This window comes from Bifidobacterium commune (assembly GCF_900094885.1).
GTDB lineage: Bacteria > Actinomycetota > Actinomycetes > Actinomycetales > Bifidobacteriaceae > Bifidobacterium > Bifidobacterium commune.
Genome location: NZ_FMBL01000001.1, coordinates 608,498 through 630,721 on the forward strand (window position 1 = coordinate 608,498; position 22,224 = coordinate 630,721).

14 protein-coding genes are annotated in these 22,224 nt (G+C 53.4%); 4 read left to right on the forward strand and 10 right to left on the reverse strand.

Translation table 11 applies throughout. The annotated features are described in order from the left end of the window. Positions 1-7: 7 nt before the first annotated feature. Positions 8-2,728, reverse strand: a complete 2,721-nt coding sequence (gene uvrC, locus GA0061077_RS02440) for an excinuclease ABC subunit UvrC (RefSeq protein ID WP_091847313.1) — start codon at positions 2,726-2,728, stop codon at positions 8-10. Between the two features lie 145 nt (positions 2,729-2,873). Further along, positions 2,874-5,810, reverse strand: a complete 2,937-nt coding sequence (uvrA, locus tag GA0061077_RS02445) for an excinuclease ABC subunit UvrA (RefSeq protein ID WP_375773976.1) — start codon at positions 5,808-5,810, stop codon at positions 2,874-2,876. Between the two features lie 358 nt (positions 5,811-6,168). On the opposite strand from uvrA, the gene GA0061077_RS02450 reads away from it, so the two are divergent. From GA0061077_RS02450 to GA0061077_RS02465, 4 genes are all read left to right on the forward strand, one after another. Beyond that, a complete protein-coding gene (locus GA0061077_RS02450; protein ID WP_091847315.1) occupies positions 6,169-7,770 on the forward strand; it encodes an ABC-F family ATP-binding cassette domain-containing protein in 1,602 nt (533 codons plus the stop codon). A gap of 120 nt (positions 7,771-7,890) precedes the next feature. Beyond that, the gene (locus GA0061077_RS02455; protein WP_234696468.1) at positions 7,891-9,828 is read left to right on the forward strand and encodes a bifunctional ADP-dependent NAD(P)H-hydrate dehydratase/NAD(P)H-hydrate epimerase; all 1,938 of its coding nucleotides are present in this window, start codon (positions 7,891-7,893) and stop codon (positions 9,826-9,828) included. A 21-nt stretch (positions 9,829-9,849) separates the two neighbouring features. Further along, positions 9,850-10,515 carry an HAD family hydrolase gene (locus tag GA0061077_RS02460; RefSeq protein WP_234696469.1) on the forward strand — a complete coding sequence of 222 codons (666 nt, stop codon included), beginning with the start codon at positions 9,850-9,852 and terminating at the stop codon, positions 10,513-10,515. Positions 10,516-10,752: 237 nt separating this feature from the next. Next, on the forward strand, positions 10,753-11,676 hold the full coding sequence (locus GA0061077_RS02465) for a LysR family transcriptional regulator (RefSeq protein WP_091847316.1): 924 nt from the start codon (positions 10,753-10,755) through the stop codon (positions 11,674-11,676). 156 nt (positions 11,677-11,832) lie between these two features. On the opposite strand, the gene pyrE is transcribed toward GA0061077_RS02465, so the two are convergent. The 8 genes from pyrE to GA0061077_RS02505 form a co-directional block, all read right to left on the reverse strand. Continuing rightward, the gene (gene pyrE, locus GA0061077_RS02470; RefSeq protein WP_091847615.1) at positions 11,833-12,525 is read right to left on the reverse strand and encodes an orotate phosphoribosyltransferase; all 693 of its coding nucleotides are present in this window, start codon (positions 12,523-12,525) and stop codon (positions 11,833-11,835) included. 180 nt (positions 12,526-12,705) lie between these two features. Further along, complete coding sequence (locus GA0061077_RS02475; protein WP_091847616.1) at positions 12,706-13,653, reverse strand: dihydroorotate dehydrogenase; 948 nt, start codon at positions 13,651-13,653, stop codon at positions 12,706-12,708. Between the two features lie 35 nt (positions 13,654-13,688). Further along, on the reverse strand, positions 13,689-14,519 hold the full coding sequence (locus GA0061077_RS02480) for a dihydroorotate dehydrogenase electron transfer subunit (RefSeq protein ID WP_091847317.1): 831 nt from the start codon (positions 14,517-14,519) through the stop codon (positions 13,689-13,691). Between the two features lie 93 nt (positions 14,520-14,612). Next, a complete protein-coding gene (gene pyrF / locus GA0061077_RS02485; protein ID WP_091847318.1) occupies positions 14,613-15,692 on the reverse strand; it encodes an orotidine-5'-phosphate decarboxylase in 1,080 nt (359 codons plus the stop codon). Positions 15,693-15,792: 100 nt separating this feature from the next. Continuing rightward, the gene (locus GA0061077_RS02490; protein WP_091847319.1) at positions 15,793-17,253 is read right to left on the reverse strand and encodes a dihydroorotase; all 1,461 of its coding nucleotides are present in this window, start codon (positions 17,251-17,253) and stop codon (positions 15,793-15,795) included. A 121-nt stretch (positions 17,254-17,374) separates the two neighbouring features. Continuing rightward, entirely contained in the window at positions 17,375-17,794 is a 420-nt protein-coding gene (locus tag GA0061077_RS02495) for an aspartate carbamoyltransferase regulatory subunit (RefSeq protein WP_091847320.1), read from the reverse strand. Next, positions 17,794-18,750 (reverse strand): aspartate carbamoyltransferase, encoded by a 957-nt coding sequence (pyrB, locus tag GA0061077_RS02500; RefSeq protein ID WP_183193122.1) that lies wholly within the window; start codon positions 18,748-18,750, stop codon positions 17,794-17,796. Before pyrB ends, GA0061077_RS02495 begins: the two co-directional genes overlap by 1 nt. Before the next feature lie 247 nt (positions 18,751-18,997). Beyond that, the gene (locus tag GA0061077_RS02505; RefSeq protein WP_091847322.1) at positions 18,998-22,222 is read right to left on the reverse strand and encodes a bifunctional [glutamine synthetase] adenylyltransferase/[glutamine synthetase]-adenylyl-L-tyrosine phosphorylase; all 3,225 of its coding nucleotides are present in this window, start codon (positions 22,220-22,222) and stop codon (positions 18,998-19,000) included. Between the last annotated feature and the right edge of the window lie 2 nt (positions 22,223-22,224).

The window sequence follows — 22,224 nt, forward strand, 5'->3', positions numbered from 1 at the left end:
CATCATATCAACCGTGCTGTTGCCGGACACGACTTGTCGTATTTTCTGAAGGTCGTTCCGATTCTTCGTCATTGATATGAAGCGCGCGATACACGGCCTGAGCCTTGGCCGAGCCAATTCCTTTGACACTCTCAAGCTCATCAACAGTGGCGTTGCGTATTCCTTTCACCGACCCGAAGGCATTCAATAATTTTTTCTGATAGCTTGCCCCGATACCGGGAATATCGTCAAGTGCGGAGCGAAGTGCTCCTTTGCGCCTCGAAGAACGGTGATAGGTAATCGCGAAACGATGTGATTCGTCACGCACCCGTTGCAACAGATACATACCTTCCGATTGGCGTTTGAGAATGAGCGGATAATCTTCCCCTGGTATCCAAATCTCCTCGAGCCTTTTCGCAAGACCACATACCGCGACGTCGCTGACACCGCAGTCATGTAATGCCTTGGCGGCGATTTCAACTTGCTGTTTGCCTCCATCGACAACGATGAGATTCGGTTTATAGGCAAAATGACGTGGATGTACATCCTGCTGAACCACGGCATCACTGCTGGTCAATGCATCGGGCGCGGAAGCGGGTTGTTTATCATTCAAGTCTTTTTGAAGATTATCGCTGGACTGTTCGGCCGATGCCAACTCAGACTTTGCCTCTTCTAAGAACGACACGGCATCATCGGCGCCACACTTGCCTGTCAGTTGCCCATCATTGACCTGTTCAACCGCCACCCGAGAGGTCACTATTGCTTGTTCGTCAGCACTGATGCCATCTGTGCCGCCTTGGCTTTGATGTTCACGCGGGCGTTCACACGTCGCTTGTTCGGCCTGTTTAATGCGTTGCTCGTTATCGACGCTTTCGCCGGTGTCGCCCGCGATATTGCCGTGTCGAAATCTGCGGGTAAGCGTTTCGTACAAGGCACTCAGATCGTCAATCGCACCTTTACCATCGTCGCCGCGAATCGCAAAACGTCTGTATTCGGACTTCTTGGCCGTGGCATCCTCAAACACTACCATCGATGCAACCTGATAGATACCCCCGATGGTATTCGAGATATCGTAGCCCTCAATACGCAACGGGGCATCATCCAATCCCAACGCTTTAGCCACGTCGTTCATGGCTTGTGTACGGGCACCGATATCACTGATACGACTCATCTTGCTCCGCTGCAATGCCTGCTTCGCATTGCTGTCGGCGCGATCCATCAGTACTTTTTTATCGCCCCTGCTGGGCACGCGAATGGTGACTGACGCACCACGAAGTCCGGCAAGCCATCCTTCGAGCTCCTCTTGGCGAGCTGGCACAACCGGCACAAGCACTTCACGCGGAATAGGTGAAATCGGCGCAAGCAAATCGCTACGACCCGTCTGCATCTGACGTTCGTGGCGCGTGTGGGTTGCCTGTGCCCTGGATGCGCTGTCGGTCGCAGTGAGATTTTGGGTCGCCCCCAACGCATCTCGACTTTTGACGATATTGACGCCTTTTGCTGCAGATGCAACGGTATGGACGAAGACCCCGTCTCCCTTTGGACCGTCATGCTCTTTGGATCCCTCTACACCTTCAGACTGTTTTTGCATCTCAGTGTCAGCTGCAGTTTCAAACTGATCTTGGGCTTTATCGACAGTTTGACCTCGGCTCGCGAAATCGTCATACGCGAAATTACCGTTGCGCTCCAACAATTTCTCGCCATTGCTGGGCAAATTGAGCGGGGTGCGCACTTGGTTCTCCGCCTCTCCCAACAAGTCGGAGTACACCTGCGTAATCAAATCGGCTATCAGATCGGGATCGTCGATGTCTTCGACTCGCTTAACACTCCAGTTGCGTTCGCCTCGGATTGAACCGGAACGAACGAAGAAGGCATGCACAGAAGCTTCCAGTTCGTCCGATTCCATACCGAAAACATCGACGTCTACATCCTGATCCAAAACGACGGCATTCTGCTCCGATACGGTTTTGAGCATGGAAATCTGGTCGCGAAGCCGTGCAGCTTTCTCGAATTCCATATCATCGCTGGCTTGCTTCATCTCCTGTGTCAGCCCAGCTATGAACGACGATCCATATCTACCGGTTAGAACACCAACAAGCCGCTCACACATACGACGGTGTTCTTTTTCATTGATACGACTGACACAGGGCGCCGAACATTTACCAATAGATGCAAGAAGACATGGCCTATCGGTCATTCTGGCACGATTGAACACGCTTTTGGTACAGGTTCGCACAGGAAATGCCTTCAACAGCTTGTCGAGACTCTGCCGAAGTTCCCATGCCTTTGCGTATGGCCCGAAATAACGGGTGTTTCGACTTTTGCGATTTCGGGTAATCCATACACGCGGATATTGTTCACCGAACGATGCCGCCAAATACGGGTATGTTTTATCATCGCGAAATACAACGTTAAACCTTGGGTCGAATTCCTTAATCCACGTGTATTCGAGCGTTAACGCTTCGAGCTCGGTACCGACCACCGTCCACTCAAGGCTACGCGCGGTGAGCACCATATTCTGAGTCCTGGGATGCAGTTCCTTCAGCGGTTGGAAATAAGAGGTAAGGCGATTGCGCAGATTCTTGGCTTTGCCGACGTAAATGACTCGTCCATTGCCATCACGCCACTTATAGACACCAGGATCCGTCGGTATGTCGCCGGTGGCAGGACGAAACAGATCACGGGTATCCCCCAGCTGACCTGTTGTCTTGCGCCAACCCGCTGCGTCACCGTTCTTCCAAGCATCCATCGTTACCGCGCTACCCACCTTTCATGTTTTGCTGCCGGTTACCGCCGTGTCCGATATACACCGAGACAGAATTTACAAAGAACCGCGAAATCTGCCCATAAACGAAGCGTCGTAATATTTCAACACATAAAGCGCAATAACGAAATCATTTGAGCATAGATGCCAGGTATCGGCCGGTCCAGCTTTGTTCGCACTTGGCCACATGCTCAGGTGTTCCCTCCGCGACAACCGTACCGCCACCGTCTCCGCCTTCAGGCCCAAGGTCAATGATCCAGTCAGCAGACTTAACGACGTCAAGATTATGTTCGATGACAATAACAGTGTTGCCTTTGTCTACCAATCCCTGTAGCACAAGCAACAACTTTCGTACATCTTCAAAATGCAGTCCAGTAGTGGGCTCATCAAGAATGTAGACGGTACGTCCCGTGGAACGTCGCTGCAGTTCGGTGGCGAGCTTGACACGCTGTGATTCACCTCCGGAAAGAGTGGTTGCCGGTTGCCCCAGGCGAATGTACCCAAGCCCTACATCAACCAACGTATCGAGATAACGCGAGATGCCTGTATATGCCTTGAAGAAATTGGCTGCTTCCGAAATGGGCATATCAAGCACATCGGCTACCGATTTGCCGTTATATTTTACTTCCAGCGTCTCGCGGTTGTAACGCTGACCCTGGCATTCCTCACATTGCACGTACACATCAGGAAGGAAGTTCATCTCGATTTTGATGGTCCCGTCACCGTGGCAGGCTTCACAGCGGCCGCCCTTGACATTGAATGAAAAGCGCCCAGGTCCATAACCACGAACCTGTGCTTCTGGCGTCTTGGCGAATAGCTGACGAATCTTGTCCCAAACGCCTGTGTATGTGGCAGGGTTACTGCGAGGAGTACGACCAATGGGGTTCTGGTCGACATGGATAACCTTATCGCATTGTTCGATGCCTTCGACCCGAGTATGCTTACCCGGTACGATTCGAGCCCCGTTGAGTTTGTCCGCTAGCGACGGATAGAGAATCGAATTGATCAATGTCGATTTACCTGACCCCGAAACGCCCGTGATGCAGGTCATAACGCCCAACGGGATTGAAACATCGATATTCTTGAGATTGTTTTCTCGGGCTCCGACGATCTTGAGCTGTTGTTTCTTATCGGTTTTACGTCGTTTGCCGGGCACTTCGATCTGCCGACGCCCGGCGATGTAATCGCCGGTAATCGAACGAGGTGCCTCGATGACATGAGCTGCGGGTCCCGAATAGACCACCTCGCCGCCCCGTTCTCCGGCACCAGGACCGATATCCACCAACCAGTCGGCCTTTTCGATGGTCTCTTGATCATGTTCGACCACAATCAACGTATTGCCCAAGTCTCGCAAGTGGTGAAGCGTCTTAATGAGACGGTCATTGTCGCGCTGATGCAAACCAATGGAAGGTTCATCCAGCACATACATCACACCGACAAGTCCGCTGCCTATCTGCGTGGCCAAGCGGATACGCTGGGCCTCTCCGCCAGAAAGCGTCTTCGCGGCACGCGACAGCGTCAGATAATTCAAACCGACATCGTTCATGAACCCAAGGCGCGCACGAATCTCCTTCAAGACCTCGCCCGCAATCAATGCAGCAGAACCTTCGAGATTCAAAGAACGGACCCATGCAAGACTCCGATCGACAGGCATATCACAGACATCGGCAATGGACTTGCCGTCAATGGTGACAGCAAGTACTTCCGGACGCAGACGCCGTCCCTGACACGTCTGGCATGGGACTTCACGCATATAGGACTCATAATACAGCTTCATCTGGTCGGAATCGGTCTCATCATGACGACGCATAAGCGTACGAACGACACCCTCGAAACCAGTGCTGTATTCGCGCAACCTACCCCAACGGTTGCGATACGATACCTTGACCTTAAAATCATGGCCGTACATGATGGCCTTCTGGACACCCTTCGGCAAATCCTTCCAGGGGGTATCAAGACTGAAGTTCATTTCCTCGGCTAGACCCTCAAGCACATGATGATAGTATTCACCGGTGCCTTTGGTCATGCCCCAAGGTTCGATTGCATTGTCATTGAGTGATTTGTCCGAATCTGGAATAACAAGCTCTGGGTCAATTTCCAGCTTATATCCGATACCGTCACAATCGGGGCATGCACCGTACGGTGCATTGAAAGAAAACGTTCGCGGCTCGATTTCATCCAGTTGAAGCTGATGTCCGTTCGGGCAGGAACGCTTCTCACTGAACGGCTCACGCCTGTTTGGATCTTTCTCGTCCAAATCAACATAATCGATAACCACAATGCCTTTTGCAAGCTTCAAAGCCGTTTCGATGGAATCGGTGAGACGTTGGCGAATGCCGTCTTTGATAACCAGTCGGTCGACCACTACCTCAATGGTGTGCTTCTTCTGTTTAGTCAGTTTGATGTCATCGGACAGTTGGGACACTTTACCGTCGATCAACGCTCGAGAATAGCCGTCGCCACGCAAGAGTTCCAGCAAATCCTCAAACTCACCTTTGCGGCCCCTGACAACGGGTGCAAGGATTTGGAAACGGGTTTTATCCGGCTTTTTCATCAGCATATCGACCATTTGCTGAGGGGTCTGCGCACTGACGACTTCACCACATACCGGGCAGTGTGGCACACCGGTACGAGAAAACAGCAAACGCAGATAATCGTAGATCTCGGTAATCGTACCGACGGTCGAACGCGGATTGCGATTTGTGGTTTTCTGATCGATGGAAACAGCTGGGCTCAGCCCCTCGATGAAATCGACATCTGGCTTGTCCATTTGGCCGAGGAATTGACGAGCGTAAGCACTAAGTGACTCAACATATCGCCTTTGCCCTTCGGCAAACAGGGTGTCAAACGCAAGCGAAGATTTTCCGGAACCCGAAAGGCCTGTAAATACCACCATTCGATTACGCGGAACCGCGAGATCGACATTTTTCAGGTTATGCTCACGAGCGCCTTGAATGGTGATTTTTAAGTCACTGGGAATGTGGGAGATGTCAGCAACTAAAGAATTGTTTTTTGCTCGAAGTGGAGCCTTGGAGATCTGCTGTGACAGGAATGAGTCACCGTCCATAAGCTTTTTCGCCACCACTTCCGCCGGCGACCCATCGGCTTCGCCGGAACTGCGCTTCATTGATGCTGTTGCCAATGCCTACCTCCGATTGATGGCGACTAATTTAGATTAGATTAACTCATCATACTCGACGTTTCGAACATGTGTTCGACAATTTCCGCTTAAACCATAAAAGCGGCAAGCATCATCAAGATGCTGAATCGCCATCCAGCACTTGCCTATGCCAACGCACTCGTTAATTTGCAGGCAGTCATCGTATACAAGTACATTCACAGTCACCTAAAGCAGACGTGTCGCTATGATGGCTTGTTGGTGTATTTGCTGGAATTCGCAACACAAACAGGACGGGTAACAAAGCATGGCTATTGAGGCGCAGAGACTGGAAATTCAGATCGGAGCGAGGACACTGCTCAATCCTACTGATTTTCATGTGAGCAAAGGCGATAAGATCGGTCTGGTCGGCCGTAATGGTGCCGGCAAGACGACGCTCACCCGCGTCATCACCGGCGATTTACTGCCCACGGGAGGAAAGGTTCGCATTTCCGGGAAACTCGGATATCTGCCTCAAGACACTCACGCGGATGATCCAGAGCAGACCGCTTTGGATCGAATGATGAGCGCCCGCGATATCGCCAGCATCATCAAGCGCATGCGCAACGCCGAAAAGGACATGACCAACGAGAACCCAAAGATCATGGAAAAGGGCATGGATAAATACGACAAGGCCATGCAGGCCTTCGACAAGGCCGGTGGGTACGCCGCGCAGGCTGAGGCCATCTCAATGGCGTCAAGCCTCGGGCTCCCCAATGAGGTCATGGAACAACCCATCGGCACGCTTTCCGGAGGGCAGCGCCGTCGTATCGAACTGGCACGCATTCTCTACTCGGACGCCGATACGCTGATTCTGGACGAACCCACCAACCACTTGGATGCGGATTCGATCGAATGGCTGCGTGGGTATCTCAAACATTTCGAAGGCGGCTTCCTGGTCATTTCCCACTCCACCGAACTTCTCGATGAAGTAGTCAACAAGGTATGGCATCTAGACGCGCAAAGCGGTCAGATCGACATGTATTCCCTGAGCTGGAAAGCCTATCTCAAGCAACGCGTGCTGGATGAGGAACGACGACGGCGCGAACGAGAAGTGGCAGAGAAAAAAGCGGCGCGACTGATGAAGCAGGGCATCCGCCTGCACGCGAAGGCGACCAAGGCCGTGGCCGCCCAGAACATGATGAGACGCGCAGAACGACTACTCAGCGAGACCAGTGAGGCGGAACAGCAGGAAAAGGTGGCCGACATCCGGTTCCCGGAACCTGCGGCATGCGGCAAAACACCGATTATGGCTAAAGGCATTTCCAAGGCTTTTGGATCGAACATCATTTTCAGCGGCATCAACCTTGCCATTGACAAGGGTTCCCGCGTGGTAATCCTCGGATACAACGGTGCCGGTAAAACCACCACATTGCGCATTCTTGCCGGCGAGGAGCAACCGGACACCGGCGAGGTCATTTACGGACACGGGTGCAAGATCGGTTATTTTGCACAGGAGCACGACACGTTGGAACTTGATGCCACTGTGCTTGAAAACCTGCAACATGTCGCCCCGGATCTCGACGATACCCAGGCCCGCTCGATCCTGGGCAGCTTCCTCTTCTCCGGTGATGATGCGTTTAAACCAGCCAAGGTGCTTTCCGGCGGCGAACAGACAAGACTTGCGCTCGCCACGTTGGTGACTTCACGCGCGAACGTACTGCTGCTTGACGAGCCTACAAACAACCTTGACCCTGCATCAAGGGACGAGATTCTTAAAGCCATCGCCAAGTATGAAGGCGCAATTATTCTGGTCACCCACGACGAGGGTGCCGTCAAAGCCCTGAATCCCGAACGTGTGTTGCTGATGCCCGATGGAGACGAGGATCTGTGGAGCGACACTTATCTCGATCTTGTAGCCGAGGAATAGTAGTTCAAGTCCGTGCATAACCCCGCAAAACTCGATGCGCTAGGATGGTTGCAAGACAGCGTGGCGATTCCCGAATCGGATATTGCCGGCGTCTGCGACGCGAGAGGCGGAAGGTACGCAATGGACGAAATGATGATGACTAAACAGATGCGTCGATCGGCGTTGCAACGAAACGCTTACGACGTCGAAACCGTTCGCGCGATGGAACGCCCGTTGCTGAACCGCGGAGTTCCACTGATGCGGATGGCAGCATCAGCTGCCGCCCAAGTAACCGACGAACTTCTTGATGAACATGACATTGACGTCGCCGATGCAAATATCGTATTGTTGGCCGGTGCCGGAGACAACGGTGGAGACGGCTTGTATGCAGCGGCGCAACTTGCCCGAGCCGGCGCGCAGGTTACGACCATAGCCGTTGGCGAATCCCTTCACATTCAAGGTCTGCTTGCTTTCACTCACAGCGGAGGACGACTGCTGGTGCTCAACCCCGAAGCCTCTATCCCCGGCGTCTCAAACGGTTTCGGCGCCGGGGAAGCAGGTGAACGGCTACAAGCGGCGATGGAATTGGTCCAGCATGCCGATGTGGTACTTGACGCGATGACCGGCATCGGGGTGCATGGCCCACTTCAAGGCCCTGCAGCAACAATGGCGCAGATGCTTCATCCGGCCGGTGAAAGCGCGAAAGGTTCGCACACCACACCCTGCACCAATGGCGAGAAACCCTTTGTTGTGGCCATAGACACACCTTCAGGCATCGGAGTGAATGACGGCACCTTACCCGGCAGCTACATTCCAGCCGACGTCACAGTGATGTTCGGAGCCATGAAGCCTTGCGCAATGCTTCCCCCGGCGACCTTTACCTGCGGACGCGTGGTTTTGATTGATTTCGGATTCGATATCACGCACATCGTACCGGCAGTCTCTTCTATCGACAACAAGGCCGGTACGATGCTGCGCCGGCCAAAACCCACCGATTCCAAATATTCGCGAGGTGTTGTCGGACTGATTACCGGTTCGGTGAAGTACCCCGGTGCGGCCGTCCTGAGCTCTACCGCGGCCAATCATTGCAACATCGGCATGGTCCGCTATCTCGGACCGGCCAACGCTGCCGACATGGTACTGCGCAACGCTCCGGAAATCGTAACCGGCAAGGGGCGTGTGCAAGCCTGGGCTGTCGGATCGGGTGTTCCGACAGCTGACGCCTTGTATGTCATTGAAGACCACACCTCCGGAAGACACAGCACACACACTCCCGATGCACAGCGGGAAGCCATCGCCGCGTTGCTTAACCATTACGCATTGTCCGATGAAAACACCGGCGAATCTGTCGGCAATGCAGGAATTGCTCCTAACCGTAGAGGATCAGACCTTGATTGCAGCAACGGGCCTTGGGCAATGCCACCGATTTGCGTTGACGCAGGAGCGCTGGACTTGTTGCCTAAACGAGTGCCGCAACATGTGGTGATAACGCCACATGCCGGTGAGCTGGCAGCACTACTTCGTCTTCACGGAGAGCAAGTGGACACCTCTGCCGTAACGGCCGAACCTTGGCGCTGGGCCAAACGAGCTCATGAACTTACCGGCGCGACGGTATTGCTCAAAGGCGCTGTGACCATCATCGTCGGAGATAGCGAAATGGCGGGCATGGCTCCGCAAGAGAACGACGACGAAACCGAACATCACATCGTCGCACACAAGGCGACCACAACCTACATTTCGGGAAGCGGACCGGCTTGGCTGGCAACAGCCGGAGCCGGTGACGTGTTGGCCGGAATAATGGCCGCAATGTTGGCCCAACAGAACGAAGGGCAAATACAGCAACATCCGTCCCTCAGTGCCACAACAGCCGCGAGTGCAAGCTATATTCACGGTTACGCAGCCGGTCTTGCCTCGCAAAGCAATGAGCAAGGCTGGGAGCCACCGGAAATTTTCGGCGCGAAAGGAATTCGCCAATCCGGCGAAAACCCGGGACATCCGATTGTGGCAGGAGACGTAGTCGCGGCACTCCCCCAAGCCATCGAGAATTTGCTCGGCAACAGTCACGAATTGACCCGATGAGAACCAGTGAAGGGACAGAAAATGACAATGGTCCGACAGGCAACGAACGATGTTGCCGGAACCAATGGAATACGTGATGTCGTATTTGACTTTTGCGGAGTGCTGCTCGAGTTGAACTATCGTGCATGTCTTGAAGGTCATTTTCCACAAGAAACCGTTGATACGCTGTGCGCTGACGAAAAGGACGTCTACGGTTTTTTCGCAGCCGAAGGTCGCATGGACGCCGGTGAGGATTTCACGGACGTCATAGAGGATTATCGAAACAGGTACGGTGACGACATGGCCGCGATGTTCAGCTTCTATATCGACCATTACGACGATGCGTTGCCGAAAATGGTTGACGGGATGGAACAGCTGCTTATCGACCTGCGTAAAGCCAGCTGCAGAGTGTGGGGTCTGACGAATTGGTCCGACGAGACGTTCCATTTCGCTTTCGAAAAGTTCCCGCAGCTCAAACGACTCCTGCAAGGAACCGTGGTTTCGGGCACTGAAAAGATGCACAAACCTAACGCCGACATCTTCAACCTCACATTGAATCGTTTCGGTCTCGAGGCGGAACACACGGCCTTCGTTGACGACACCCAGGCCAACGTTGACGGTGCAAGCAATGTCGGCATTACTGGCATTCGGTTCATCAGTGCGCCTGAGACACGAAACGAACTGCGGCGTTTGGGTGTACGTATCTGAACGGGCGGTTGTATCGTCAGCCGTCAAAGCCGTAAACTTGCGGGCCCATGATTATCGTGCTTCCGAAGGTTCCGACCTATCAGCTGTTGCACCGCGATAAGTCACACCTTACGGAGACAGGAAACCGGACCGGTGTAAAACAAAGTCGCATGTGCTCTGCTCAATCGAACCGATAGCCATGTCCACGATAAGTAAATGTTCATCCACTTGATATCAATGTTGTTATAGGCTTCAGATATGACTTTGCTTCAGCTAAAATATATCGTCAAAATCGTCGAGTGCGGTTCGATGAACGAAGCCTCTCATGAACTGTATATATCACAGCCGGCATTGAGTTCATCGGTAAAGGAACTCGAACGAGAGATGGGCATCGAGATTTTCACCCGCTCCTCGCAAGGTATCGCCCTGACGGTCGATGGGGCGGAATTCCTTACATACGCCCGACAGGTGCTCGATCAGGCAGAACTCATGGAAGAACGCTACAAACATGTGAAGCCACGCAAACAGCTCTGCTCTGTTTCCACCCAGCATTACATGTTCGCAGTCGAGGCATTCGTAGAAATGATTCATTCCAATGAATCGGATGAATACGAGTTCACGTTGCGCGAGACCAAAACGCGCGACATCATCGAATCGGTTGCAAACATGCGTTCCGAAATCGGCATTCTATATATGTCGGATTTCAACAAGGACGTTATCGGCAAGCTAATACGCAGCAAGCATCTTGAATTCCATCCGCTGTTTAGGGCCCCGTTGCACGTCTTTATTTCACGTGACAACCCGCTTGCAAACAGAAAAACAATCACGATGGATGATCTCAAACCCTATCCGTTCATCCAGTATGAGCAGGGGAAGGAAGGAAGCTTCTACTTCGCGGAGGAGGCCGTGTGGCCCAAGGACTCCCCCAAGCAGATCAACGTTACCGACCGCGCCACGATCCTCAACTTCATCATTGGTCTTAACGGCTACACGGTCTGCACCGGCATCGACAACGGCGAGATCAACAACGAGAAAATCGTTACTGTGCCGCTGGATATCGACGAAACCATGCTGGTTGGTTGGATCACCAATGAACGAGCCAACCTTTCCAATGCAGCGGAAAGTTACCTTGCCAAGCTCAAGTCCGTCATCGCCAGCCACGGATACGAACTTATTGAATAGTCTAAAATCGGTTTATGCCAGCCGACTTCTGCTGAACGTAAGCAAAATCCACAGAACAAAAAGCCAACCCGGCAACAACACGATTATATATCGGCGTTCGCCTTGCGTTTGTTCCGCAGACTTCGACGAGCGGAACAAACGCAATCAGTATGCGATTTAGGCACCGTAGTGGACCAGATAGTCGTCAGCCCTTTTACGTGTATCATCATCCAGCAACGAGGTGCCGTCGAGAGTGACCATGCGCGATGCAGCAGCAAATATCTGCCGGACGTTCACTATGGAGATAACGGGGAAACCGAATTCCTTTTGGATTGATTCGACGGCGGAAACGTCTGCATCCTTGGTTTTTTCCATACGATCGACGGAAAGCGCTAGACCAATAATCTCGATGTTTGCTTCTGCTTTGAGCTTTGGAACCACCTCACGGACAGCGGTGCCTGCTGTCATGACATCGTCGACCAACAGCACTTTCATGCCATCTTCAAGAGGGGTACCGACCAAGATGCCGCCGTCACCATGATCTTTTTTCTCCTTGCGATCGAAGGTATAGCCAATTTGCATGCCGTACATGCTCGTCAGCGCAATGGAAGTGGAAACCGCAAGCGGGATGCCTTTGTACGCCGGACCGAAAATTGTGGAGATGTCCTCGGGAAGGGTTCCGTTTGCGATGGCCGAAGTAATCTTTTCGGCATAGAAGGCGCCTAATGTGGCTATTTTGCGACCGTCGTTGAACGCCCCCGCGTTGATGAAATACGGCGAGCGCCGGCCAGATTTGAGGGTGAAATCGCCGAATTTTAAGGCTCCGGACTCCAGCAGGAATTCAGTGAAGCGCTCGTCAAGCGGGGTCATCGCGTTCTTGTTGGCGCTTGGAGCTTTCTGGTTCGGTGCACATTCTGACATATTCTGTTTTTCCTTTTCGTTTCAGCGATACACCACTGATGGAATGTATCGAAATCCATGGAGTGACGTTCCTTGACCTAAGAACGGGCTTGCGTGTCCGGTGTGGTCAGATTAAACCCGATTCTTCATTTACCATGTCTGACCGTTGGCGAGTTTCGCCGCCAAATCCGGACGGGAATCAAGCAAATCGTCCAACTCACGAGCCACCCGCACCGGTGCCGTCGGATCGATCAGCGATGCAGCACCTACCTCAACCGCATTGGCTCCGGCATACAGATATTCGAGCGCTTTCTCCCCTGAGTCAATACCACCGATGCCGATGATCGGAATGGTTGGCAGGGCTTGACGAACACGCCAGACGAAACCTAGTCCGATTGGGAAAATCGCAGGTCCGGACACACCTCCGGTCCGATTGGCGATGATTGGTTTGCCTGTTTCTATATCGAAACGCATACCGACGAGCGTATTGATCAGGCTCAGCGCATCGACACCTGCATCAACAGCGGCGTGCGCGATTTCAACGATATCGGTGACGTTCGGCGAAAGCTTGACAATCATGGGCTTGTCGGTCATCGCTCGCAGGTTCGCAATCAACCGGTGAAGGGCTTTGGGATCCGTCCCAACACTCATGCCACCATGCGACACGTTCGGGCAACTGACGTTGATCTCAAGCATGTCGGCCGAGGAATCAGCCAGTTTTTCAACAACTTGCGCATAGTCTTCGTCACTATGCCCGGCGACATTGGTGACGACGGTAGCTCCAAGTTTTTTCAATCTCGGCAACTCATCGACAAGATAATGATCGACCCCCGGGTTTTGAAGCCCCACTGCATTGACCATGCCCGCAGGTGATTCAGCGGTTCTCGGTGCAGGATTCCCTTCCCAAGGCACGGGCGAGACGCCTTTGGTACAGATCACACCCAACTGGCTTACATCGTAATAGTCACCGCACGCGTCCAGTTGGAAGGTTCCGGAGGCCGTACCGACGGGGTTTTTCCATTCAACACCCGCAACGATGGTCTTGTGTCGCCATTCGTGTGGTTCAAGCACATCCGTCTGGCCGTTCTGACCATTCATGACGAGTGACTCGCAGCTTTCTTCCTTCATGTGATTCACGCATCCCATCCGAGTTGTTCCGTGGTGAAAACAGGTCCGTCTTTACAGACTTTCAGCCTTCCCTGAGGGGTGTCTACCACGCAGGCCACGCAGGCACCGTAACCGCAGCCCATGCGGGATTCAAGGCTGAATTGCGCCGGAATGCCACGCTTGCTCGCCCAACCTGCGACAGCTTTCATCATTGGCGTGGGCCCGCAGGAAAGAATCACGTTGCGACTGTCTGACGCGGTAAGTTCCTGCTCGATGTCATTAAGCAGATCAATCACATTCCCTTCTGCGTTGACGATGCTGTAAACCTTGCTGGCATAGGGCTTCACCGTTTCGTCAGCGAACCGGTCATCGCGATAGCCGAAAACCGAGGTGACTTGGGTTTCATCCTCGCGACCACTGAGCGTCTGCGCGGCATACAGCAGCGGCGGCACACCCAGACCGCCTCCTACGAGAACATAGTTTGCAGGTGTATCCAGATCGAACGGTTTGCCCAATGGCCCGAGAACATCGATTCGGTCGCCGGCTCGCAGTCCGGAGAATTCTTCCGTTCCCGCCCCAACGACCTGATAGATCAGAGTGACATCATCACCTTCGACTTTGGCGATGCCGAAGGGGCGAGGCAACATCATCGCAGCGTTTGCCGAATAAAGATTGACGAACTGCGCAGGTCGTGCGGTTCTCGCGATGTACGGATCCCTGATCACTAACTGGTAAACACCCTGAGACATCAGTGATACGGAAATTACCTCGCCGGTGCGCCTGCCGGGTTTTCGACCGGCTTTGGACGCACGTTGTTCGATGATGTCGGTATTAACCGTTGACATGAAGACACTCATCCGTGCCTCCTCCTTTTCAAGCTTTACGGTACAGAAGTTCAATATTAGCGGAGCAAACCGCGGTATTCACTACATCCATCCGGCTGAAATCATTCATTTCAATGCACTTTTCAAATCGTCGCGCATGGCGATTGCCGCTGCGCGAGCGCTTCGCCCAACAAGATCGAGTGCCTCCTCGGCAATCATGTCGGACTTGTATTCTCCTGACTTTTTCCATGCCCCGATAATGCCACGCGACGAGTTGACGATCGCTCCACGTTTGTTGCCGTCGAACATCTGTGCTGCATCGTATGCCGTACCTCCTTGGGCGCCGTAGCCAGGTACAAGGAAAAATGTGTGAGGCATACGTTCACGCAGCGCTTTGCCTTGTTGAGGATGGGTGGCACCCACCACAGCACCCAGGCGCGAATAACCATACTTGCCGACACAATCGGCACCCCAGTCTTCGACCAGATCGGCCACGCGCTCATAAAGCTTGTCACCGTCAGCAAGTACGAGCTCCTGGACTTCCTTGCTGGATGGGTTGGAGGTACGCACCAGCGCGAACACATCCTTGTCGCATGCTTTGGCAGCGTCAGTGAACGGGGTTATGCCATCGGTGCCGAAGTAAGGATTGACCGTGATGCCGTCCTCATGCCACGGTTGGCCGTTGAAATCTTCTCCTCTAGAGTTGATGCCGGTCAGGTGCTTGGCATAGGCTGCGGCGGTCGAGCCTATGTCACCACGCTTGATGTCACCCAACACGTACAACCCCTGCTCCTGCGCGTATTGGCAAGTCAAGCGATAGATATCAAATCCAACGGAGCCATACGCCTCGTACATGGCGATTTGCGGCTTGACCGCCGGTACGACATCCTTGACGGCATCGATAATCGCTCGGTTGAACGCGTAGAATCCATCCACAATCCCGGCTCCCGGCACCATCTCGTCCATAGCACAGCTGGCCGCCTTCACTTTGGCCTCCGGACTGTCGGCCGCATTGATCAGATCCAGCAAACGTTCGTCCTGCGGATTGTTAAAGCCTTCCAATTGACGAACAAGCGTCGCCAAATCATCTTCGTCGAGTTCAATCGTTTCGCTGAACACTTGCGACGGGACAAGATCTTGCGTGGGGTCAAGCCCAACAACACTGGGATTGTCCTTGGCCTCAATTGTCTCGATAAGTCGATCCATTGTCCCGCCTCACTTTCTTCACTGTTCTACATCAAACCAAAACAGTGATTGTTGCTGTTATATTTTATTGTATATCAGTATTATTGTCCGAATTGTCCATTTATTCCGTGCCGGAAGTGCTCGAAAGACGGCTGAACACCAACTTCGCACCAATGATCGTCACCACAGGCCTGCCAGTGAGCTTCCATCCATCGAACGGCGTATTGCGGCCTTTTGAATGGAACTGGGATGAGTCCACAACCCATTCATTTTCGGTATCGATAACGACCAAGTCAACATTTTCGGGATGTTCGACCTGACTGAGATCCAACGTCCTTTTCGTTGCGCACGTGGACGAGGTGTTGAGAAGCGTCGCAATATCCGTAGCCGCATGCCCCATCAAACGCTCTGGAGCCACCGCCATGAGTTCGATCAGGCGTTCATCACCTATAGAACCGCTTTCGACGAGCATTTTCCGGCAGATGCCATAGGCGCATTCCAGTCCGATGATGCCGTTCGGGGCATCGGCCAACCCTGTTTGCTTCTCGATCCGTGTATGAGGAGCATGGTCTGTGGCGACCATGTCAATCGTACCGTCAACGACGGCCGCCACAGTGGCTTTCCGGTCCGCGTCGCTTCTCAACGGAGGGTTCATTTTCGCCATCGTGCCGTATTCAAGAACATCTTCATCGCACAATGCCAGATAATGCGGCGCCGTTTCGCAAGTGATGGGCAAAGCCTCGGACTTTGCCTGGCGTATGGCATCAAATGCCGCCGCGGTTGACACATGCTGAAAATGAACACGGACACCGGTTTGGCGTACGGCCTCAATGTCACGCTCGACCACAGCCAGCTCAGTCTGCGCACTGATACCTTCAACATCGAGTTTCCTGCTAACCATTCCCTCATTGATGCAACCGGAATCATGATGTTCACAATGTTCGAGAATCGGCAGGCCCGTCGTCTTGGCCTCTTGGAACACAGCGCCAAGAATACCATCGGTAATCGCCGATCCGTCATCGCTGATCGCACGCAAAGGATGCTCCACATTGGCCGAACACACAACCCCGCTCTTCGTCAAGACCGAATCGCCGCCTTGCCCCGATCGCGCTGCCGAATCCATGAAGCGTGCATAATCACGGGACCTCGTAGGTTGCCTGCCTGCCCGTCCGACTGACGCACAAACAGAAACATCGTAACGAACCGGCAATTTCACATCATGCAACCGTTCATAGTTCTGCACATATTCGAGCGCATTGCGAACGCCGTCCTTGTCATTCATGTCGGCATCGCATCCATCCATCGCCGGCAACGTGTTCGGCATGATCAACACACGCGTATACCCTCCGGCAGCAGCTGCCTGAGCCCCAGTGACCATCGTCTCCTTGTCCAGCTGTCCCGGATCGCGAAAATGCACATGAGGGTCTGCGAAACCAGGGGCGAGAATCATCGACGAACCATCGATCTCACCAGAAACGACCGAGTCGGATTCACTCAGCAGTCGTCGGCTGTCAATATCCGGTACGACAAGATCAATGCGCTCGCCGGTGTCCCACACCTTGATGTCGTGAATGATCAGCATCCGTTTTCCGTTCTATCCATAATTCGTTGCATTCCTTTCGTCGCCGCAGGGTTCATCCCACAATCAACCTCGAGTCCGATTCGAGCTGATCGACCAAACGACAAACAAACCATCACCTTCGCTACCGCTGAGCCTCTTCATCGCAATAATCGCAACGATATTCGCGACGGTCGGCGTCGGCCAGATGGAATCGCTGCTCCAACCCCGTCTCCGTTGTCGTTACACATCGAGGGTTTCTGCAGGCGATGACACCAATCAGATGCTCCGGCAGTTCCGGCTTCACCTTTTCAACGATTTGCCCTCCACGCACGATGTTGACCGTCGAGTGCGGTGCAATGAACTCGAGCGCATCCAAGTTCACATCCCCAACATTCTCAAGCTTGATGATATCCTTGGTCCCGAGCTCATGGCTGCTGGCATTCATGATCAGTGCCAATTGTGTTCTGGCCGGGTCAACCTTGAGATAGTGAAGCACCGTGAGCGCAGTGCCCGCATCCACATGGTCGATGATGATGCCGTTGGTAATGCTTGTTACTTCCATCAGACCAGAACCTCCTTGTTGGATTTAAAGCCTGGCAGCTCGTCGCCGAGCACCGAACTTTCCAGCGCCATCCTCATGAGCATGCCCCGCCGCACCTGCTCAAAGTATGCGGCGCGAGGATCGTCATCGACCTGTTTGGTTATTTCATTGACTCTCGGCAGCGGGTGCAAAACCGCCATCGAAGGTTTGGCAAGGTGCATCTTCGCTTCGTCGAGAATATAGGTGTCACGCAGACGCAGGTAGTCGTCTTCATTGAAGAAGCGCTCCTTTTGTACTCGTGTCATGTAGAGTACGTCAAGATCGCCGATTACTTGCGCAAGATCTTCGACTTCGACGTATGAGCATGTCGGGCTTTGATCGATGCGGTCAAGGACGTAACGCGGAGTTTTGAGCTCATTTGGGCTTATCAGCACAAAACGGATGTTTCCAAAGCGACACAATGTGGAAATCAGGGAATGAACGGTACGTCCGAATGTCAAATCGCCGCACAAGCCCACGGTAAGATCAGTGACCCGCCCCAACCGCGATTGAATGGTCGAAAGATCGGCAAGTGTTTGCGTGGGGTGCATATGACCACCGTCTCCGGCGTTGATAACCGGCACTTCCGAGGATTGAGCCGCAACCAGCGCAGCGCCTTCCTTCGGATGGCGCATGGCAATCAGGTCAGCATACTGCGAAACGACCTTCACTGTGTCATGTATGGTTTCGCCCTTGGTTGCGGATGACTGCTCAGCGCCCGCGAAGCCGATGACTTTGCCCCCGAGACGCAGCATCGCCGTCTCAAAGCTCAGTCTCGTGCGTGTACTTGGTTCATAAAACAAAGTGGCCAACACCCGACTATTGCAGGTGTTAGCCACTTCTTTACGATGTTCATCAATATATTGCGCTTTATCCAGCAATAACTGGACTTCCGGAATCGGTATGTCATCCAGCGTTACCACACTAGAGCCAACCAACGAAAACTGCTCAATCCCCTCACTGGGACTCCCTGTAGATTGCTGCGTTATCGGCATCGGCCCACCTTTCTTCAAGCAAGGTGGCCACATTCGCGTGACCATTGACAAGATACCCGCACACAACGACACGTCAGACCATCATCGTTCATAAAATCGTTGGAATACGCACGAACAAGGGAAACACAACACGAATCACAATCCATCCACGATCGATACGTGCATACCTGAATGCATCCAAGACACCCCCCTATTGACCATAGAACAGCCGTTCCGTCACTTCTCGGCAGCGACGCATCACCGCTTGAATATCGTTGCCGAAATACTGGCCTCGGTTGGCGTCGTAGCCTAGGAACGTGGCCACCCCTCCAAGACCATAAAAATCAGACGGCAACACATCGGCCTGTGCCAGTCTTGCACCCCACAAGTAGTTGCCGTTGCGGGCCGCAGTAAGCATGCTCCATGCCTTGCGCAGTGCATCGGCATCCTCGCATCCTATGCACCCAAGACGTTCAAGCTCGTCGAGGGCCTTCATCGTGGAATTCACCCTTAAGGTCTCATGCTGGCTTGCGTGTTCGAGTTGCAGCAATTGAACGGTCCATTCGACATCGGACAAACCTCCGGCACCAAGCTTGAGGTGCTGGTCGCGGCGCACGCCATGAGGAAGCCGTTCGGCCTCCATGCGCGCTTTGAGTTTACGAATTTTGCCAATCTCCTCCTCCGTCAGCTCGCGATCCATATATCGCAACGGGTCAGCCAACTGCGTGAGGAAATCCCGTGCCAGTTGAACGTCACCGGCAGCATAGCGAGCCCTCAGCAACGCCTGACGCTCCCAAGTGCTGTACCACTTGGTGTAGTAGTCACGGCAGGATTCATAGGATCGAATAAGCGGACCGTTCTTCCCTTCCGGTCTAAGCCCGAAATCAAGGTCAATCTTGGGTTCGAGGCTCACAGGGCCCTGCAAAACGTTGCGTAACTCGGTTACGACGTTTCGGGCGAATTGCCATGCCGTGTTTTGAAGATCTTCAGCGTGTTCATTACCGATCGGACGATAAAGCATGATGGCATCCGCATCTGAACAGAAATTTACTTCACGCCCGCCGTAACGGCCCATGGCAATAAGGCAGATGGCGGCAGGCGGAACATCAAGCTGCATTTCGCAGCATTGATGGTTGATCGACCATTGCAAGGCCGCTTCGATGACAGCGTCGTATACATCCGTCATGCCGGTCAACGCGTCCTCGTCGCTGCATACTTGTGAGGTCCAGCCGAGTCCGATGCGCTCGATTTCATGGCGCCTCATAGCTCGAAGCGAAGTCGCGAAATCGTTGACATTGTCGGCATAACGTGAAACCGTAGACTGGACGCGTATATCCAGACTTTCACGCGTTTGCGGCATGAGCAAGCCATCGTCACCGAGCCATGTGACCGATTCAATGGACTGATTCAACGCATCACTCAGGAGGCGCGAATTGGACAGGACATGGCACAGTCTGGTCAAGGCTTGCGGTGAGTCGCGTAGGAATCCGAGATACTGACTGCCCCCACCGAAATGTTCCTCGAGTTTGCGCCATTGAAGCAAGCCCATATCAGGATTCTGGCCTTGCGAAAGCCAATGAAGAATCGACGGCAGAAGAATACGGTTGATTTTGACCGCACGAGACACACCTTCGGTCAGTGCTTCCACGTGACGCATGGCTGCATCTGGGTCAGCAAAACCGATCGATTCGAACCGTTCCCGGGTGGCCCGATCGCTTAGCATGACCTGATCGTCATCAAGTTGCGCATTGATGGGCAGCATCGGGCGATAGTAGATATCCGTGTGAAGGCGGCGAACCTCACGGCGAACGCTTTCATATCGTTCGACCAGCTGCCTCGGCAACAAATCAAAGGCTCGGCCCAACCTCCGAAGCTCCGGGTTGTCGTCAACCGCCAAGGGATCGGCGTTCCTTACGATATCAACCGTGGCCTCGCGGGCTTTGCGCAAGTCCGGAAACAGATGTGTGCGTTTGAGCTCCCACATTTGCGCTCGGTGTTCAAGAACCCGCTCAAAACGATAGTCTTCATCCAGGCGAGCTGCCTGAGAACGGGCCACATATCCCCCGTCACATAACGCGTGCAACGCACCGAGTGTTGAACTGCTACGCAACGATTCATCGGAACGGCCATGAACCAGTTGCAGCATCTGTACGGTAAATTCAACGTCACGCAACCCGCCCTTGCCGAGTTTGATTTCCCTGTTTCTCAGTTCAGGAACGATGGTGTCTTCGACGCGCTTGCGCATCTTCTGGCAGTCGTAAACGAAATTGTCACGCTTGGACGCCGACCAGACAAGCGGCTGCGTCAGGTCGATGAATTCCTGCCCCAGATCCTGGTCACCGGCAACCAATCGAGCTTTAAGCAATGCCTGGAACTCCCAATTGCTGGCCCATTTATCGTAGTAGACACGACAGGAATCAATCGAACGAACCAAAGGTCCATCCTTGCCTTCCGGTCGCAATGCCGTATCGATCTGCCACAACGGGGGCAGGTCAACACCGGGCATAACCGACTGACAGATTTTTTGCAGCATCATGCCGATTTTTGTGCCGATTCGGGCCAATGCAGCCCCACCGATCGCCTCGTCACCACCTTCTTGCGAAACCGGACGAACAATATAAATCAGATCACAATCGGAGACGTAGTTTAATTCACGGGCTCCCAACTTGCCCATACCGATAACGGCGAATCCACACTGCCCGCTACAGTCAACCTGTGTTCTCGCAATATCGAGCGCCGTACCAATAGCAGCATCTGCCAAATCGGACAGTTTTTCGCTGATTACCGTCTGTATCGCCACCGGATCATCGGCTGAGGCATCTTCAGCCATGATTGCAACAAGCTGAAGATAATAATTTTCCCGCAGCGCCTCTACCGCTGCCTGCAGCTCGGACACCGGCCCGTTCATCAGTTCTGGAGTGGCTTCCTTCACCTCAACGCCCATGCAGGCAATGCGCTGCGAGCGCGAAAATGTAAGACTTCCGCACGAATCGTATGCGGCTGCCTGCACGAAATCAGGATGAGTGCACATGAGCCGACCCATGATTTCGGAGACTCCGAGAACACCGATAAGCCGACGTAGCGCCTTGCTGTCATGAACAAGTTCTTCCAATAACGGCAGTGACGAACCCGAAACAACAGCGTTCGCATCTGCAGCCGAACCTTCCGGTCTTCCCATTTGGTGCGACGCATGCAATGCAGAGCCTTCCGCATTCGAATCTGCGCCTTGAGCTGCCGAAAAAATCTCAACCAGGTAGGTCAACGCCATATCCGGGTCACAAGCCTTTTGAAACGCGGCAAGTATGTCATGCCGGTGCATCTGATCAAAACCGAAATCGCTCAGGCGCTCAAACAACTTACGGGCATCACTGAGATTCTGAAAGCCCGCATGAATGAGATCGTGGGTGCTGATAGTACTATCCGCCGAGTGTTCCATAT

Coding starts and splice junctions, on each gene's coding strand:
- uvrC (WP_091847313.1), bottom strand. CDS start 2,728: ATGGATGCTTGGAAGAACGGTGACGCAGCGGGTTGGCGCAAGACAACA.
- uvrA (WP_375773976.1), bottom strand. CDS start 5,810: ATGGACGGTGACTCATTCCTGTCACAGCAGATCTCCAAGGCTCCACTT.
- GA0061077_RS02450 (WP_091847315.1), top strand. CDS start 6,169: ATGGCTATTGAGGCGCAGAGACTGGAAATTCAGATCGGAGCGAGGACA.
- GA0061077_RS02455 (WP_234696468.1), top strand. CDS start 7,891: ATGGACGAAATGATGATGACTAAACAGATGCGTCGATCGGCGTTGCAA.
- GA0061077_RS02460 (WP_234696469.1), top strand. CDS start 9,850: ATGACAATGGTCCGACAGGCAACGAACGATGTTGCCGGAACCAATGGA.
- GA0061077_RS02465 (WP_091847316.1), top strand. CDS start 10,753: ATGACTTTGCTTCAGCTAAAATATATCGTCAAAATCGTCGAGTGCGGT.
- pyrE (WP_091847615.1), bottom strand. CDS start 12,525: ATGACCCCGCTTGACGAGCGCTTCACTGAATTCCTGCTGGAGTCCGGA.
- GA0061077_RS02475 (WP_091847616.1), bottom strand. CDS start 13,653: ATGAATGGTCAGAACGGCCAGACGGATGTGCTTGAACCACACGAATGG.
- GA0061077_RS02480 (WP_091847317.1), bottom strand. CDS start 14,519: ATGAGTGTCTTCATGTCAACGGTTAATACCGACATCATCGAACAACGT.
- pyrF (WP_091847318.1), bottom strand. CDS start 15,692: ATGGATCGACTTATCGAGACAATTGAGGCCAAGGACAATCCCAGTGTT.
- GA0061077_RS02490 (WP_091847319.1), bottom strand. CDS start 17,253: ATGCTGATCATTCACGACATCAAGGTGTGGGACACCGGCGAGCGCATT.
- GA0061077_RS02495 (WP_091847320.1), bottom strand. CDS start 17,794: ATGGAAGTAACAAGCATTACCAACGGCATCATCATCGACCATGTGGAT.
- GA0061077_RS02505 (WP_091847322.1), bottom strand. CDS start 22,222: ATGGAACACTCGGCGGATAGTACTATCAGCACCCACGATCTCATTCAT.